The sequence below is a fragment of the Dokdonia sp. MED134 genome (genome assembly GCF_000152925.2).
GTDB lineage: Bacteria > Bacteroidota > Bacteroidia > Flavobacteriales > Flavobacteriaceae > Dokdonia.
The window spans coordinates 466,151-483,901 of the sequence record NZ_CP009301.1; the positions used below are offsets into that span (position 1 = coordinate 466,151).

Sequence of the window (17,751 nt, forward strand, 5' to 3'; positions counted from 1 at the left end):
TCAAATATACAGTTTATTAAACAGTTTGATTTTGCTTTTTAACTTTTTATTTAGAGTTTCATCTATATGACAACCATAGTTTTGTCTAGTCAAAATAAATTTTATGCGCTTTCTTGCTTTAGGAATACTCTCATTACTATCTACCGGATTTCTCTTTTCTCAGGATACCAAAATTCTAAACGCAGAGCGTATTAGTGTAGCCCCAAAGATAGATGGAGTACTAGACGATAATATCTGGAAATCACTGCCTGTTTATGGTGACTTTCATATGTTTGAACCAGGTAATGACGGGACGATAGAAGAAAACCAACGCACTGAGGTAAAAATGGCCTATGATGATAAGGCTATTTACATCGCAGCATACTTATATGATCCTAATCCAGAAGGTATTGCAAGACAGTTTAGCCAGCGTGATGAAGTATTTGCTCAGGCAGATCATTTTATGGTAGCTCTTAACACCTATAATGATGGTATAAATGAAACGAGATTTTATGTCACGAGTGCTGGAACTATAGGAGATCAACGAGTCACTCAAAATAATAGAGACTTTGGTTTTAATGTTGTTTTTGAATGTAAGGTATCACGTGATGAGAGAGGGTGGTATGCAGAGTACCGCATACCATATAATGCTTTACGTTTTCCAGAAAGTGACGTTCAAAATTGGAGTGTTAACTTCTATAGGCGTTTAGTAACTAAAAATGAAACACATACTTGGAGTAGAATTGAGCGTGGTATAGGGAGAGATACACAATATAATGGCGCAGTGACCGGAGTGCGCAATATAGATCCTCCAGTGCGACTTACATTTTTTCCATTTGTACAAAGTGCTCTAAGCACACAAGATGGCCAGACAGAGACTAACTTTGCTGGTGGGCTAGATATAAAATATGGCCTTAGTGATAGTTTTACTTTAGACGCACAACTTATACCAGATTTTGGTCAAGTAGCTTTTGATAATGTGGTGCTCAATTTAGGACCTTTCGAACAAACCTTTGGTGAGAATAGAGCCTTCTTTACAGAAGGTATTGACTTGTTTAATAAAGGGAGAATCTTTTTTTCTCGACGCATAGGAGGTCCAGCATCTGGCAGTGTAACTCTTGAAGATAGCGACACCGTTACCGAAGAGATTATAGATTACCCTGCAAAAGTTAAACTCCTCAACTCAATTAAAATATCTGGACGTACAAAAGGTGGCCTAGGTATAGGTTTTCTAAACTCGATAGGTAGCAAGACATTTGCGACCATAGAGCGCACAGAATTTAATGAAGACGATACAAGTAGTATTCTAGACACTTCGAGACGTAAAGTTCTTATAGAGCCACTATCTAACTATAATGTCTTTGTACTAGACCAGCAGTTTAATCAAAACTCTTCTGTATCAATTATAAACACAAATGTCACAAGGAACGGTAGCAATTTTAGAAATGCAAATGTTACAGGAGGGGTATTTGACATTGCAGATAAGAACAATAATTACAACATCTCTGGTAGAGGGATTTTTAGTAATGTGAGAGAGTCTGGCGAGACCACTACAGGTTTTCAGTCAGAATTTGATTTTAGAAAAATATCTGGAAACTGGAGATATCGAGTAGGTCACGACTTTGCAGATACTAAACTTGACATAAATGACCTAGGCGTAAACTTTAGAAATAACTTTAATAATTTCACTCTAGGTGGCTCATACCAGCTCATACAACCTAAAGGTAAATTTAACAACTATAGATTTGATGTAACTGTACGTCACCAGCGGTTATACAAGCCCAGCGTAAAAACACGTAACAGCATCCGGCTCAACTCATTTTTTGCAACTACAAAAAGACTTGCCTTTGGCGGTAATTTGAGTCTGAATGGTAAAAATCAAGATTATTTTGAGCCTCGTGTAGATGGTAAGTTTGTAACGTTTGAGTCTAATCTAGGTGGAGGAGGCTTTATCTCTACAGACTTTAGAAAAAAGTTTGCCTTTGATTTTGGAGGAGCTGTAAGACAGTGGTTTGGCAATCAAGACCAGTTTAATTATAGTATTAACTTCTCTCCACGTTATAGATTTTCAGAAAAACTACTTGTCATATTAGCATCAGATTACTCAAGTAGAAAAAATAACTTTGGCTGGGTAGATAATACAGATACTGAGGTCTTCTTAGGCTTACGCGACGTAACCTCTTTTGAAAATAGAGTTACAGCAAACTATAATTTTGATCCCTACAAAGCTATAAATTTAAGTTTAAGGAACTTCTGGGCAGTGTCAGACCATAGTAGTAATATATATTATTTGCTTAATGATGATGGTTCACGATCAGAAATAGCAGATTATGACCTAACAGAGCGCAGAGATCCTAATGCAAATTTTAATATCTGGAATCTCGATCTAAGTTTTAGGTGGAGATTTGCACCAGGTAGTGAAGCTTCCCTACTCTATCGTAATCAAATTTCAAAGTTTGATGAATTATCAACCATAAGCTACAATGATAGTTTACGTAATTTATTTCAAGAATCTCTAAATCATACCTTATCATTGAGGGTTACTTATTTTATAGATTATAACAACATCAAGCACGTCTTTAAAAAGGTCTCTTAATTGTGCTTATAAGGTTATTGTAGTATTTTCACAGTCAAGTAATTTCTTATGGTAAAGGCACAACACATCTCTAAAACATTTGGCGATCTTAAAGTATTAAAAGATGTCTCACTTACGGTAAATAAAGGTGAAGTCGTCTCTATAGTAGGACAAAGTGGAGCAGGTAAAACCACATTACTTCAAATTATTGGCACATTAGACAGCCCAGACACGGGTGCCACTACAAGTTTGCATATAAATGGTAAGGAAATCATAGGTATGAAAGCAAAACTTATGAGTGCTTTTAGAAATGAGCATATAGGTTTTATATTTCAATTTCATCAGTTATTACCAGAGTTTACAGCGCTAGAAAATGTTTGTATACCTGCTTATATTGCAAAAAAAGATAAAGTTACTACAGAAAAGAGAGCTAAGGAGCTATTAGACTTTTTAGGGCTATCACATCGTTATGACCATAAGCCTAATGAGCTCTCTGGAGGCGAGCAACAACGTGTAGCCGTTGCAAGATCACTTATAAATAACCCAGCGCTTATACTTGCAGATGAGCCATCTGGGAACCTTGATACAGAAAGTGCAGAGCATTTACATAATTTATTTTTTAAACTTAGAGATGAGTTTAACCAAACCATTATTATAGTCACGCATAATGAAGAGCTAGCAAATATGGCAGACCGTAAACTTGTGATGAAAGACGGTATGTTTGTAAAAGCCTAAAATGCCCCATAGCTTGAGGTAATATATATACCATTATGGTCAACCCCTAATCTGAAGATGAACAAAAAGGAACTCAAAATTTTTCTAGACGAGAAGGCCGCACAGTATGAAAATAATGACTTTATACCTCACGACCCTATTCAAATTCCACATAGATTTGATCTAAAAGAAGATATAGAAATAGCCGCTTTTCTTACAGCTACCATAGCTTGGGGTAATAGAAAGAGTATTATCAATAATGCTACAAAGATGATGGAGATAATGGGTGAAGCTCCTCACGACTTTGTAATAAACTACACGCCAGAGCAGGCTCACCTCTTTGAAGGGTTTGTACATCGCACATTTAATAGCATAGATTTTGAGACGTTTATAAGAGCACTTAAAAACATCTACACGCATCACGTCGGTCTAGAGCAGGTATTTTTATCAGGAATTACAAATGGTGATTTACAACCTGCAATCACACATTTTAAAAAAGTGTTTTTTGAAGTAGATCATTTACCACGCACACAAAAACACGTGAGTGATCCTTCCAAAAATTCGGCAGCAAAGCGTATCAATATGTTTTTAAGATGGATGATACGAGATGCTCGAGCCGGTGTAGATTTCGGGATTTGGAAATCTATCTCCCCTTCCCTATTATCTTGCCCTCTTGATGTACATACGAGTAATGTTGCAAGGAAGCTTAGATTGCTTTCGCGAAAGCAAAATGATGGTAAAACCTTAGCCGAGCTAGATAAAGCCTTAAGAAAAATGGATCCCGTAGATCCAGTAAAATATGATTTTGCATTATTTGGACTTGGTGCTTTTGAAAATTTTTAATCTATCTTTATTTATTAGAAAACAGTCATCAAAATCTGTTTGCAATATAACTAGCAACTATCCATACTCGTGAAAAAACCTGTACCACCTATAAATGAACAAGAAAGGCTTAAAGCGCTACGTAGCTATGAGTTACTGGATACGTTACCAGAAGAGGCTTATGATACTATTACAAAGCTAGCCTCATATATATGTGATACTCCCATATCACTAGTGACGCTTCTTGATGCAGATAGAAATTTCTTAAAATCTAGATTAGGTATTGAGTTCTCTGAGTCACCAAGAGATATTTCTTTTTGTGGACACGCTATTCTTACAGAAAATCCCATTTTTATAGTAGAAGATGCTCGGGTAGATGAGCGTTTTCAAGACAACCCGCTAGTAAAAGATTTTAAAGCAATCTTTTATGCCGGTGTCCCTCTCAAAACTAAAGATGGCTACGCATTAGGAACTTTATGTGTATATGATCACAAGCCTAGAACGCTAGATGAAAAACAGCAAGAGGCACTGCTAGGTTTAGCAAAGCAAGTTATTTTATTATTTGAGGCGCGTAAAAGAAATATTGAACTCCAGAAATCACAACAAGAGACAACAGCGCGCAATAATAGACTAGAAGACTTTGCAAGACTTATTGCTCACGATCTAAAATCACCATTATCAAGTATAGAAGGTCTTGTAAACCTACTCACCGAAGATTATGCAGAAGAAAATGATGAAGACTTTACAGTCTTTATGGAACATCTAAGTACGTCTACAAAATCTATGAGGAGCTACATAGATGGCTTACTTGAATATTATCGAGCAGATAATTTGCTCGTGACAAAAGAAGATGCTACGCTTGATACTATAGTAAGTGAGGTGAAAAACCTTCACAAATCTAGTGATGTTACTATCACTCTTAATAAAAACGTTGATCTCAAAGCAGTACCCGTCGTGGCTATTGAGCAAGTTATATCAAACCTCATAGATAACGGTGTTAAGTATAACACAAGTGAGCATCCAGAGATAACTTTAGGCGGCACTATTACTAAAGATTTTTATAGCATCTCGGTGGGAGATAACGGTGTGGGTATACCAGAAGATAGGCAGGCTCATATTTTTGAGCCTTTTAAAACTATGGGGACAAATGATCGCAATGGTAATAAAGGTACAGGTATGGGGCTTGCCACTGTAAAAAAACTCGTAGAAGCATTAGGCGGTACTATTACTGTAGACTCTACTGTGGGTAAAGGAAGTATTTTCACTTTTACTATTAGGCGATAAAGGGTCTTTTATCTATTTTTGAACAAACCAGAACAACCTTATGCAGTTTAGACATCCAGAACTACTTTATGCCCTGTTCTTGCTGCTTATCCCTATTATTGTTCACTTATTTCAACTACGTAAGTTTAAGACTGAGGCTTTTACAAATGTTGCTTTCCTCAAGAAGATTAAGACTCAAACTCGTAAAAGTAATTCGATAAAAAAATGGCTTGTTTTACTCACTCGTATGGGATTACTGGCAGCTATTGTATTTGCTTTTGCTCAACCATTTATACCACAATCTGATATAGCAACACTACCTAAGGAGACTATTATTTATCTTGATAACTCTTATAGTATGCAAGCAAAAGGCCCTTCTGGTCAACTTTTAAAAACCGCTGCGCAAGACCTTATTACAAACCTAAAAGAAGATCAAAAGTTTACCCTACTCACAAATAATACAGCATATAGAAACACCACAGTAAAAGATATAAGAAATGAGTTGCTACAACTCCCCTTTACTGCTACACAACTTTCTGAAGAGGCGGTCACACTAAAAGCTCAAAAGGAATTTACAAATGACCCCTCTACAAGTAAAAGGCTCATCCTTATTTCAGATTATCAAGAAAAAGGAACGCCTTACCAACTCCCTGCTTCAAACGTTTTAAAAAACTACATACAGCTACAACCCGTTCTAAAAAATAATGTGAGCATTGATTCTATATATGTTTCTGCAAGAAAAGCTTCGGGACTAGAGCTTACCGTGTTACTCTCTACACTAGAAAAAAGAGAGACTAATACCGCTGTATCTCTTTATAATGGAAACACGCTACTAGCAAAAGGAACGGCTTCCTTTAATGATGATCTCACAACAAGTGTTCTGTTTACAATAAAAAGTGAAGATGGCTTAGAGGGTCGCGTGGTTATAGATGATCCTTTATTACAGTTTGATAACACATTATTTTTTACAATAAATAAAGATAGACCTATACGTGTGCTAGCTATTAATGGTGGTAATTCAAATTACTTACAACGCATTTTTACCGCTCCAGAGTTTGAGTACACCACAAGCACGCTCAAAGATTTAGATTACAGTAAAATTCCTGAGGTAAATTATGTCATTTTAAATGAAGTGACAGATATTCCGTCATCTCTTATTGGGATTATAGACGCTTTCGCGAAAGCGGGAGGAATCTGCACAATAATACCTAATAGCACCACATCACCAAACGCTTACAATCTAACACTTCAAAATCTAGCTTCTCTACAGGTTACAGCAAAGCAAAACGAAAAGCAACTAGTCACAACAATCAATTATGACCACCCTATTTATAGAGACGTTTTTGATACTAGAATTGATAATTTTCAATATCCATCTGTAAGTGAATCATATGCTATAGCTGGTGGTGATCCTATTTTAAAATTTCAAGACGGATCAACTTTTTTAACTGCTCAAAACAGCATCTATGCATTCTCTGGGAGTCTTTCACAAGAAAACTCAAATTTTAAAAGTTCACCACTCATTGTGCCTACTTTTTATAATATGGCTAGACAAAGTTTGCAACTCCCAGATCTATATATGAATACGGGTGTTACAAACACCTATGATATCCCACTAGTATTACAAGATGATGAAGTTATCACACTTGAGCAAAGCACTACTCAAGAAAATAATTTTATACCATTACAGCAATCTAAAGGTAGTAGAGTACAGATCACAACAACACAGCGCCCAGAAGTGGCTGGTAATTATAAAGTTCAGTATAGTACAACGACTTTACAGCAAGTGAGTTATAATTATACTAGGTCAGAAAGCAACTTGCGATATGCACAGCTAGATAATGATAAAAATTACCATACCTCAATTAAAAGTCTTTTTGACAAATTTGAGAGTAGTGATAATGTACAATCTCTTTGGAAATGGTTTATTATTTTTGCCTTACTATTTCTACTACTAGAAATCCTGATTTTAAAATTCTATAAATGAAAGTACTCATAAAGAACGCCACAATCATAGATAGTGAGAGCCCCTACCACGGCACAACACAAGATATCAGGATTAAAGATGGACTCATTATAGAGATAGGTCAAAAACTAGCGAGTCTTAAAGGTGAAACGACAGTTGAAAAAGAAGATTTACACATCTCGCAAGGTTGGTTTGACACTAGCGTGAGTATGGGGCAGCCTGGTTATGAGGAGCGAGAGACTATAGATAATGGTCTTAATGTAGCTGCTCGTAGTGGTTTTACAGGTGTTGCACTTAACCCAAACACCTATCCTATAATAGATACCAGCTCTGACATAACATTTGTAAAAAAAATGGCAGAGGGACACGCAACTTCATTATATCCTATAGGTGCGCTTACGCGAAATAGTGCGAGCGTAGATCTTGCAGAGTTATATGATATGCAACAATCTGGAGCTGTAGCCTTCGGCGATTACCAGACCCCTATCAAAAACCCAAATCTCCTTAAAATTGCATTACAATATACTCAGGGATTTAATGGACTTGTATTGTCATTTCCGCAAGAGCAGCAAATAGCTGGTAAAGGAATGGTAAATGAAGGTGTAATGAGCACAAGAGTGGGCCTTAAAGGTATACCTGCCATAGCCGAAAGTTTACAAATAGCAAGAGATTTACATATACTAGAATATGCAGGTGGTAAACTGCACATACCTACAGTCTCAACAAAGGAAGGAGTTGCATTAATACGAGCGGCAAAAAGTAAAAAACTTAACGTCACTTGTAGTGTTGCAATTCATAATTTATGCCTTACAGATGATCTTATAGAAGATTTTGATACACGTTATAAGGTGTTACCTCCTCTTAGAAATAAAGAACACGTAGAGGCCCTTGTAGCAGCAGTAAAAGATGGAACTATAGATACTGTTACAAGTGACCATAATCCGCTAGATGTAGAACGTAAGAATGTAGAGTTTGACAATGCTATGTATGGTGCAATAGCTCAAGAGGCTACTTTTAAAGCACTTCTTACAATAGTTTCAGAAAAAAGAGCTATAACACTACTTACAGCAGGAAGAAATCTATTTATAGGTCAAAATAACCCTGTAAAAGAACAAGTTAAGGCAGATCTTACACTGTTCTCTACAAAGGGAAGCCAGACATTTACAAAACAAGATATTCTCTCAAGTTCTCAGAACGCCATATTTCTTAATCAGAAAGTAAAAGGTGAGGTTTATGGCATTATAGCAAATAATCAAGTTGTACTTAACTAATGGATGAAAACACAGTATTTGAAGGTAAAACAGCTGCAGTTGTAAGCTACATTACCTTTGTAGGTCTTATCATAGCTTATTTTATGAATAGTGAGTCAAAAAATGAATTTGCCGCTTTTCACTTAAGACAATCGCTAGGGCTTACCCTTAGCTATTTTTTAATAATGATTCCTCTTAGCTATTTGAATATACCAATGGCATCTGGTGGATTTTTGGTGCTATTTTTTGCGCTCTGGTTATATGGAATCATATCTGCCTTTCAAGGAAAAAGACAACTAGTTCCTCTAGTAGGTTCTTTTTATCAGAATATACTGGGAGGAAATAACAATAACTAGCATTACACATACCTATGACACTGTCATTAGAACACATTATACAAAAGCCTACCATCACCTCTAGTGATAAAGCACCACTACTACTCCTACTTCACGGTTATGGAAGTAATGAAGAAGACTTATTTAGTTTTGCAGAGGAGTTACCAAAAAATTATTTTATCATATCTGCCAGAGCACCTATTGCAATGCAGCCATATGGTAATGCGTGGTATCATATAAGTATAGATCCAGATGGAGTAAAATCTTCAGATAATGATGGTGCACGTCAATCTAGAGATCTTATTGCCCGATTTATAGATGAAGCAATTGAAACATATGATCTTGATAAGCATAATGTAACCCTTTTAGGTTTTAGTCAAGGAACAATACTTAGTTATGCCGTGGCACTTACCTATCCAGAAAAAATTAAAAATGTGATAGGTCTAAGTGGTTATATTAATGAGGACATCATTGAGCTTAAAAGTAATCCCTCTTATGCGCACCTCAATGTTTACAACTCACACGGTACGGTAGACCAAGTAATACCTATAGATGCTGCTCGAAAAACACCTCCTTACCTTGAGAAAGTAGGCATAAACTCTACTCTAAGTGAGTTTCCAGTAGGTCACGGCGTGCATCCTACTAATTTTTATGAGTTTAAAAAATGGCTTGAGGAGCAGGTATAATTTAGTTAGGATATACTAAACTTTCGACACGATTGTAATCTACAGACCCATCTTCATTTACAAAATACTCAACTAGTATTTCTCCCCATTTTTTACCATCTGAAAAGTCGGCTATAATCCATCTGTGGTTCAAAATTTGTACACGATTGATCTGAAACGGTCTCCCGTCACCTACAAAGTTTATAAGATCATTGCCGTTTGCCGTATTCTTTGCATATAAACCATCTACTATAGCTGGTTTAATATCTTCCACAACAAGGTTATCATTATCAAAGTATTCCTTTGTGTTTTCATTACCTAAAAGTGTAAAGTACTCTGTATTTGCAAGTCTATCTTCCAGAACACTATAAAGAGAATCTTTCTTGGCTATCTTTTTCTCAAGTTTATTGATCCTGCGTTCTTGATACTCAAGACCTTTACTACTATTAATAGATTGAAAAATGATATACAACGCTGCAAATAAAAATAGGTATAGAAAAATATTTCTTCTCATAATTATGTAGTTAGGGTAAGGCCATCATAGGCTATGTAAACGTTTTCTGGGAGTTTTGCTTCTGCATCTGCGTGAAAACCTAGATGATGACTTATATGTGTTAAATATGCTTTTTTTGGATTAATTCTAGCTATTAATGATAGCGCCTCGTCAACGTTAAGATGCGTTCTGTGTGGCTCCTCACGTAAACAATTGATAACAAGTATCTCAAGGTTTTTCAGTTTTGCTATCTCCTCTTCTGCAATAGTTTTTACATCTGTGAGGTAGGCAATTTTATCAAACCGATACCCAAATACTTGTAAATCGCCGTGATAAACTTCTATAGGGGTCACCGCTATATTACCCAGAGAGATTGGCTCATTATTTTTAACCTCGTGAGAAGTTACACTTGGGGCGCCGGGATATCTATTTTCTCTAGTGAAGATATATTCAAAACGTTCTTCTAGATTTTTAATCACTCTTTTATGTCCGTAAATAGGCATATCACCTTGTCTAAAAACAAAAGGTCTTATATCATCTAGCCCCGCAACGTGGTCTGCGTGCTCGTGGGTAAATAGTATACCGTGCAAAGGAGCAGGATCGCCTGCTGGTGTGCGCTTTCGCGAAAGCGTACTTAACATCTGTTGTCTAAAATCTGGCCCACAATCTATCACATAGTTATACTTGTCCCACTCTATGAGCACAGACACGCGCAATCTTTTATCACGTGGGTCATCACTAAGACACACGGGATGCGTGCTTCCTATAATGGGAATGCCTTGTGAGGTGCCGGTACCGAGAAAGGTGATTTTCACGTAAGTGTAACTAGATTAAGAAACTGTAATAGCTAATAATTCTCTCACAAAAATACAGTTATTTTTTTGGCTAGTAGACCCTTTTTGTATCTTTGGTTAACCATTAAAAGATGGAAAAAACAATACTATGGCTGTTACAATTTTAGGAGATAAAGACTTTGAAAAGGTACCTCCCCTCAAGAACAAAGTTCTTAGAGTAAATCTTAACAATAATATATACGGAACATTTGCAGAGATAGGTGCTGGACAGGAGACTGTGCGCCACTTTTTTAGAGCAGGCGGTGCGAGTGGTACCATTGCAAAAGCAATGAGTGCTTATGACAAAGACTTTTCTGATGCTATATATGGTGTAGAAGATGACGGTCGTTACGTGACAGAAAAGCGTCTTAAAAAGATGCTTTCTCACGAGATGAAGCTTATAGAAGACCGTATATCTCGTTACAAACAGCCAGATAAAATCTTCTTTACCTATGCAAATACGGTTGCTACCATAGATTTTGCAAAGAAGTATAAAGGACACGGATGGGTAGGTATACGTTTTCAAATCTCTCCAGAAGGTGAGTTTAATGAGATTATTTTACACGTTCGTTTTCACGAAAATGATGCTCGTTTACAACAGTTAACTCTAGGTACACTGGGTGTAAACCTTATTTATGGTGCTTTTTACAAGCACGATAACCCTAAAAATTTATTACGCTATCTATACGATCACATAGATCAAGATCAGATAGAGATAGACACGATAAACTTCTCTGGACCTCAGTTTGAACACGTAGATAACCGTCTTATGAGTTTACAACTTGTAAAGAATGGTATGACAGAGGCCGTAATGTTTGATGCAAAAGGTAACAACATTTTACCAGCAGCTTTACTTTACAAGAAAAACGTACTAGCCCTACGTGGTAGCTTTAGACCAGTTACTAAGGTGAATATGGATATGTTTGAGAAAGCATATAAAATGTTTGTAGAAGCAAACCGTGTTAATGAGAAGAAGACAGAGGCCATTTTTGAAATTACCTTATCAAACCTCCGTGCAGAAGGAGATATAGATGAAGAGGATTTTATGGCAAGAGCAAGACTGTTAGGCTCACTAGGGCAAACAGTGATGATCTCAAACTTTAAAGAGTACTACCGTGTAGTTGAGTATTTTTCAAACTACACAAAAGAGCGTATGGGTCTAGTAATGGGCGTAAACAATCTCATAGATATATTTGACACAAGCTACTATCGTCACTTGAGTGGAGGTATTCTAGAGGCTTTTGGAAAATTATTCTTTAAAGATCTAAAGGTATTCTTATACCCTATGAAAGATTCTAAAACTGGAGAGTACACTACAAGCGATAATCTTAAGGTACACCCACGTATGAAGGAGCTTTACAAGTTCTTTAAACTTAATGGTAAAGTACTAGATATAGAAAATTATGACCCAGCAATCACAGATATATTCTCTAGAGAAGTATTACGTATGATTTCTGATGGTGAAAAAGGATGGGAAGAAATGCTACCAGAAGGCGTTTCTGAACTTATAAAGTCTCGTAACCTATTCGGTTACCAACCATCTGCATTACTAGAAGCAGATAAATAGCATAAACATTATAGCAATAGAAAAAGCCTTAAGTATTTAACTTAAGGCTTTTTTTTATTTTAATTCACTTGTTAAGCATCTAGCAGTTGAGCAGCGTGATCCTTAGTTTTTACTTTTTTGATAACATCTGTAACTACACCTTCTTCATCTACCTTAAAGGTCATACGGTGTATACCGTCATATTCTTTACCCATAAACTTTTTAAGTCCCCATACGCCAAAGGCGTTTATCACCGTCTTGTCTTCATCTGCAAGAAGCTGGAAAGGAAACTCATACTTAGTTGCAAAATTTTTCTGGCGCTTCTCAGAGTCTGCACTTACACCTAGTAGGTGGTAGCCTTGGTCTTGTAGTTCCTTATAATTATCTCTAAGATTACAAGCCTCTGCCGTACATCCTGGTGTACTAGCCTTAGGATAAAAAAATACAATAAGCTTCTTCCCTTTAAAATCAGAAAGGCTTACACTATTTCCGTCTTGATCTGTTGTAGTAAAATCTGGGACCTTATCCCCTACTTCTAATGTATTCATCTTCAATTTAAAATTTATTGTGGTTGTGATATCTCATTTCACATCTCACAATGGTTAATTACCTTTACATAACAATAGGATCATCTCATAAAGACCATCACTTTTATAAAGTTACGAGTTATCTCTATTAACAAAAAGAAATACACTTTTAAGGTGCTATAAATTCTCAATAAAGCAATGACTAAGCAAGAAAAGGTTGACTTCACTATAGATACACTACAAGAGCTTTATCCTCAAATCCCTATTCCTCTAGATCATAAAGATCCCTACACGCTTCTTATAGCCGTACTTATGAGTGCACAGAGCACAGATGTGCGAGTAAACCAGATTACACCACTACTATTTGAGGTGGCAGATAATCCTTATGATATGGTAAAACTTACCGTAGAAGAAATAAGAGAGATTATAAAGCCTGTAGGACTCTCTCCTATGAAGGCAAAAGGAATACACGGGCTATCACAAATCCTTATAGATAAATATAATGGCGTTGTACCTGCTAGTATAGAGAAGCTTACAGAGTTTCCCGCTGTGGGCCATAAAACTGCAAGTGTTGTTGTTGCTCAGGCCTTTGGTATACCAGCTTTTCCTGTAGATACGCATATACATAGACTTATGTACCGCTGGGGCTTTACAAATGGTAAAAATGTGGTGCAAACAGAAAAAGATGCAAAGCGCCTCTTTCCAGAACATCTCTGGAATGATCTTCACCTCCAAATCATCTGGTACGGCCGTGATTACTCACCTGCTAGAGGATGGGACTTAGAGAAAGATATCATTACAAAAACCATAGGCCGTAAGACAGTACTTGCAGACTATGAAAAAATGATGGCCAAAAGAAAGAAGAAGAAATAAGTTTTACGCTTTCGCGAAAGCGTACTCAAAACCCATAAAAAAACCCCGATGACTAGTCGGGGTTTTCTCAAAGTTTAGTTGATGAGTGCTTCAAACTTCATCGATTTATAATGTATAACACTTAAAGCCTTAGAGTAGTTCAAGAGATAATCTACAGTCTCTTGTTTTGGTTCATATGGGGTCGTCTTTTTATTACCTGACGAAGGTTTAGAGTAAAGTTTTGCCATTCGGATTTTCTTTGGTTCTTATCAAGAACGCAAAAAAGTATGGCTTATTATGTTAATTTGTTAAAACTATGTTATTTGTATCAATCACTTTTCTCAAATTGATCAATGCGTAACGCATTCTTCCCAGTGCAGTATTAATGCTCACTCCCGTACGCTCTGAGATTTCTTTAAAACTCATCTCTTGGTAAATACGCATTTTGAGTACTTCCTTTTGATCTTCTGGTAGCTCTTCAATGATACGTTTTACATCTCTGTTTACTTGATCACGTACCATTTGCTTCTCAGCATTAAGACTATTATCACTTAGTACAGAAAATATTGAAAACTCACCTGTATTATCAAATTTAGGCATACGGTTATTACGTCTAAAGTGGTCTATCACAAGATTGTGAGCAATACGCATTACCCAAGGTAAAAATTTACCCTCTTCATTATACTTACCTTTTTTAAGCGTTTTAATAACTTTAATAAAAGTATCTTGAAAAATATCTTCAGAGATATCACGATCATAAACCTTTGAATATATAAAACTATATATACGTTGTTTATGCCTTGCGATAAGCATAGCTAATGATTTTTCGTCTCCTTTGATGTAATTGCTAACGAGCGTAGCATCTGTAATTAAAACACTTTTCATAAGTACCACTTTGTAGATTAAAATTGCTAGAACCTCCATTCTAGCCCAAAATTTTATAAAGTAGTATTATGCTATACGCAGTTTGTTTTTGTGTTTATAACCGTAAATATATAATAATTATGTTAACCTTTCTTAAAAAATGGGGTATTTACACAATATTTTAATTAAAACATCTTAAAACCCGTCTTTACTCGGTTTTAATAGCACTACACTTTCGGTATCTTTGTTAGATATCTAAAGAATTGCGATGCTTATAGACGTTGAGGATGTAAATCCTAAGAAGAATATTATCATTAAGGGTGCCAAACTCCACAATCTCAAAAATATTAATGCTGTTATCCCTAGAAACAAACTTGTGGTCATCACAGGGCTCTCTGGATCTGGTAAATCATCATTAGCCTTTGACACACTCTATGCCGAAGGACAGCGTCGCTATGTAGAAAGTTTATCATCATATGCCAGACAGTTTTTAGGCAGGTTAGATAAACCTAAGGTAGACTATATAAAAGGTATTGCTCCTGCTATTGCTATTGAGCAAAAGGTAAACAGCACAAATCCTAGATCTACCGTAGGTACCTCTACAGAGATTTATGATTATCTTAAATTGCTCTTTGCCCGTATAGGCAAGACCTACTCACCTGTATCTGGCAATGAGGTAAAAAAGGATACCGTTACAGATGTGGTAAAGTATATTTTGGCTTTCGCCAAAAGAGAAAAACTCCTGCTCCTCGCTCCTCTTCACTTAGAAAAAGGAAGAAAAATTGAATCAAAACTTCAAGCCCTTTTACAACAAGGATATGCTCGTATACAAGTAAAGGGAGAAGTAAAACGCCTAGATGAAGTAGCCGAAATAGGTTCTAAGCTTAAAGCGAAAGACATTCTACTTGTGGTAGACCGTATCATCACAAATCCAGAAGATGAAGACTTTGTAAATCGTCTCTCAGACGCGATACAAACGGCGTTTTTTGAAGGTAAAGGAACACTCTTTATAGAAAAAATGGAGGACGGCTCACGACGCCAGTTCTCAAATAAGTTTGAGCTAGATGGGATGTCATTCTTAGAGCCTAACGTACATTTATTTTCTTTTAATAATCCTTATGGTGCCTGCCCCACTTGTGAGGGCTATGGTGATGTAATAGGTATAGATGAAGATCTTGTAGTGCCTAACACGGCACTCTCTGTGTATGAGAATGCTATTTTTCCTTGGAGAGGTGATAGTATGAGTCATTACAGAGACCAGCTAGTTAATCGTGCATATAAGTTTGACTTCCCTATACACAAACCTTGGTTTGAACTCACGCCAGAACAGCAGCAGCTTGTTTGGGAAGGTAATACACACTTTGACGGGCTCAACAAGTTCTTTAAATTCTTAGAGTCTAAAGCTTATAAAATACAAAACCGGGTGATGCTCTCTCGTTACCGCGGTAAGACTAAGTGTAATACCTGTAAAGGTAAGCGCCTGCGCCCAGAGGCAACCTACGTGAAGATAGGAGGAAAAAACATTGTAGACCTTGTAGAGTTGCCCCTTAACGAAGTAGAAGACTTTTTTAATGGATTAACGCTTAATGAATATGATACTACGGTAGCAAAGCGATTACTTACAGAAATAAAAAGTAGGTTACAGTTTTTACAAAAAGTAGGACTCAACTATCTCACGCTTAATAGAAAATCTAACACACTCTCTGGGGGTGAGTCACAACGTATTAACCTCGCCACATCATTAGGTAGTAGCCTTGTAGGCTCTATGTATATTCTAGATGAACCTAGCATAGGTTTACACCCTAGAGATACAGAAAAACTCATAGAGGTTCTTAAGTCTCTAAGAGATTTAGGCAACACAGTCATCGTAGTAGAGCACGATGAGGATATTATGAAACAAGCAGACTTCATAATAGATATAGGCCCAGAAGCAGGAACCTTTGGGGGTGATGTAGTTGCAGTAGGTGACTATGATGATATACTTAAAAGTGAGTCACTCACGGCAGGATATCTAAATGGAACATTAGAAATAGAGGTGCCTAAAAAGCGTAAAACTTCAAAATACTATGCAGAGGTTATAGGTGCTCGAGAAAATAATCTTAAAAATGTAGATGTACGTTTTCCTCTAGGAGTTTTTACGGCTGTTACAGGTGTTTCTGGAAGTGGTAAGTCCACACTTGTGCGTAAGATCCTCTATCCTGCTATGCTTAAAGCTATAGGAGGTTATGGTGAGAAAGCAGGACAGTTTACAAAGCTCACAGGTAATTATGATAACATAAAAACCATAGAGTATGTAGATCAAAACCCAATAGGAAGGTCTTCTAGATCAAATCCGGTAACTTATATTAAAGCTTACGATGACATTAGAAAACTATTTGAAAGTCAGAAAATTAGTAAAATAAGAAACTACAAAGCAAAGCACTTTTCTTTTAATGTAGATGGTGGTCGCTGTGAGACTTGCAAAGGTGAAGGCGAGGTAACTATCGAGATGCAGTTTATGGCAGATGTACATCTTGAATGTGAGACGTGTAACGGCAAGAGATTTAAAAAAGAAGTGCTTGAGGTAGCTTTTAATGGTAAAAATATAGACGATATCCTCACTATGACTATTGACGATGCGGTGTCATTTTTTACAGAACACAATGAGGCAAAAATAACACGTAAATTAAAGCCACTTCAAGATGTAGGCCTAGGATATGTAACTTTAGGACAGAGCTCTTCTACCCTATCTGGTGGTGAGGCACAACGTATAAAGCTTGCAAGCTTTCTCGTAAAAGGAACTACAAAGGATAAGACGCTATTCATTTTTGATGAACCTACTACGGGACTTCACTTTCACGATATAAAAAAGCTCCTAGCTTCTTTTGAGGCTCTTATTGAAAAAGGTCACTCTATCATTGTTGTAGAGCATAATATGGACCTTGTAAAATGTGCAGACTATGTTATTGATATGGGACCAGAAGGTGGTAAAAATGGAGGAAAACTCGTAGCCGCCGGAACACCAGAAGAAGTTGCAAAAAATAAGAAATCATTTACCGGTACATACTTAAAGGAAAAACTCTAAGCA

15 protein-coding genes are annotated in these 17,751 nt (G+C 36.6%); 11 read left to right on the plus strand and 4 right to left on the minus strand.

The features are described from left to right. Window positions 1-103 precede the first annotated feature (103 nt). The 8 genes from MED134_RS02005 to MED134_RS02040 all read left to right on the plus strand — a co-directional run bounded on the left by MED134_RS02005 (window position 104) and on the right by MED134_RS02040 (window position 9,590). Window positions 104-2,575: a DUF5916 domain-containing protein gene (locus MED134_RS02005; protein WP_021779043.1), complete on the plus strand. Its 2,472-nt coding sequence runs from the start codon at window positions 104-106 to the stop codon at window positions 2,573-2,575. A 48-nt stretch (window positions 2,576-2,623) separates the two neighbouring features. Beyond that, the gene (locus MED134_RS02010; RefSeq protein WP_021779042.1) at window positions 2,624-3,289 is read left to right on the plus strand and encodes an ABC transporter ATP-binding protein; all 666 of its coding nucleotides are present in this window, start codon (window positions 2,624-2,626) and stop codon (window positions 3,287-3,289) included. Window positions 3,290-3,346: 57 nt separating this feature from the next. After that, complete coding sequence (locus MED134_RS02015) at window positions 3,347-4,111, plus strand: TIGR02757 family protein (RefSeq protein ID WP_021779041.1); 765 nt, start codon at window positions 3,347-3,349, stop codon at window positions 4,109-4,111. A gap of 69 nt (window positions 4,112-4,180) precedes the next feature. Further along, entirely contained in the window at window positions 4,181-5,374 is a 1,194-nt protein-coding gene (locus MED134_RS02020) for a sensor histidine kinase (protein ID WP_021779040.1), read from the plus strand. A 40-nt stretch (window positions 5,375-5,414) separates the two neighbouring features. Beyond that, entirely contained in the window at window positions 5,415-7,340 is a 1,926-nt protein-coding gene (locus tag MED134_RS02025; RefSeq protein ID WP_021779039.1) for a BatA domain-containing protein, read from the plus strand. Continuing rightward, the gene (locus MED134_RS02030; protein ID WP_021779038.1) at window positions 7,337-8,590 is read left to right on the plus strand and encodes a dihydroorotase; all 1,254 of its coding nucleotides are present in this window, start codon (window positions 7,337-7,339) and stop codon (window positions 8,588-8,590) included. Before MED134_RS02025 ends, MED134_RS02030 begins: the two co-directional genes overlap by 4 nt. Beyond that, entirely contained in the window at window positions 8,590-8,925 is a 336-nt protein-coding gene (locus tag MED134_RS02035) for a DUF4870 domain-containing protein (protein ID WP_021779037.1), read from the plus strand. Before MED134_RS02030 ends, MED134_RS02035 begins: the two co-directional genes overlap by 1 nt. A 14-nt stretch (window positions 8,926-8,939) precedes the next feature. After that, window positions 8,940-9,590: an alpha/beta hydrolase gene (locus MED134_RS02040; protein ID WP_021779036.1), complete on the plus strand. Its 651-nt coding sequence runs from the start codon at window positions 8,940-8,942 to the stop codon at window positions 9,588-9,590. Between the two features lies 1 nt (window position 9,591). On the opposite strand, the gene MED134_RS02045 is transcribed toward MED134_RS02040, so the two are convergent. Continuing rightward, on the minus strand, window positions 9,592-10,083 hold the full coding sequence (locus MED134_RS02045) for a hypothetical protein (protein WP_021779035.1): 492 nt from the start codon (window positions 10,081-10,083) through the stop codon (window positions 9,592-9,594). A gap of 2 nt (window positions 10,084-10,085) precedes the next feature. Further along, window positions 10,086-10,877 (minus strand): MBL fold metallo-hydrolase, encoded by a 792-nt coding sequence (locus tag MED134_RS02050; RefSeq protein ID WP_021779034.1) that lies wholly within the window; start codon window positions 10,875-10,877, stop codon window positions 10,086-10,088. A gap of 127 nt (window positions 10,878-11,004) precedes the next feature. Between MED134_RS02050 and MED134_RS02055 the strand changes: the two genes are divergently transcribed. Continuing rightward, window positions 11,005-12,462, plus strand: coding sequence for a hypothetical protein (locus tag MED134_RS02055; protein WP_021779033.1), 1,458 nt, complete (start codon window positions 11,005-11,007; stop codon window positions 12,460-12,462). 71 nt (window positions 12,463-12,533) lie between these two features. On the opposite strand, the gene bcp is transcribed toward MED134_RS02055, so the two are convergent. Then, window positions 12,534-12,989 (minus strand): thioredoxin-dependent thiol peroxidase, encoded by a 456-nt coding sequence (bcp, locus tag MED134_RS02060; protein WP_021779032.1) that lies wholly within the window; start codon window positions 12,987-12,989, stop codon window positions 12,534-12,536. 177 nt (window positions 12,990-13,166) lie between these two features. Here bcp and MED134_RS02065 point away from each other — a divergent pair, with 177 nt between their 5' ends. Continuing rightward, window positions 13,167-13,841 carry an endonuclease III domain-containing protein gene (locus MED134_RS02065; protein WP_021779031.1) on the plus strand — a complete coding sequence of 225 codons (675 nt, stop codon included), beginning with the start codon at window positions 13,167-13,169 and terminating at the stop codon, window positions 13,839-13,841. A gap of 279 nt (window positions 13,842-14,120) precedes the next feature. Here the strand turns inward: MED134_RS02065 and MED134_RS02070 are convergent, their stop codons facing one another. Then, on the minus strand, window positions 14,121-14,705 hold the full coding sequence (locus MED134_RS02070) for an RNA polymerase sigma factor (protein ID WP_038600795.1): 585 nt from the start codon (window positions 14,703-14,705) through the stop codon (window positions 14,121-14,123). A 247-nt stretch (window positions 14,706-14,952) separates the two neighbouring features. On the opposite strand from MED134_RS02070, the gene uvrA reads away from it, so the two are divergent. After that, window positions 14,953-17,748 carry an excinuclease ABC subunit UvrA gene (gene uvrA, locus MED134_RS02075; RefSeq protein ID WP_021779028.1) on the plus strand — a complete coding sequence of 932 codons (2,796 nt, stop codon included), beginning with the start codon at window positions 14,953-14,955 and terminating at the stop codon, window positions 17,746-17,748. Window positions 17,749-17,751: the final 3 nt, after the last annotated feature.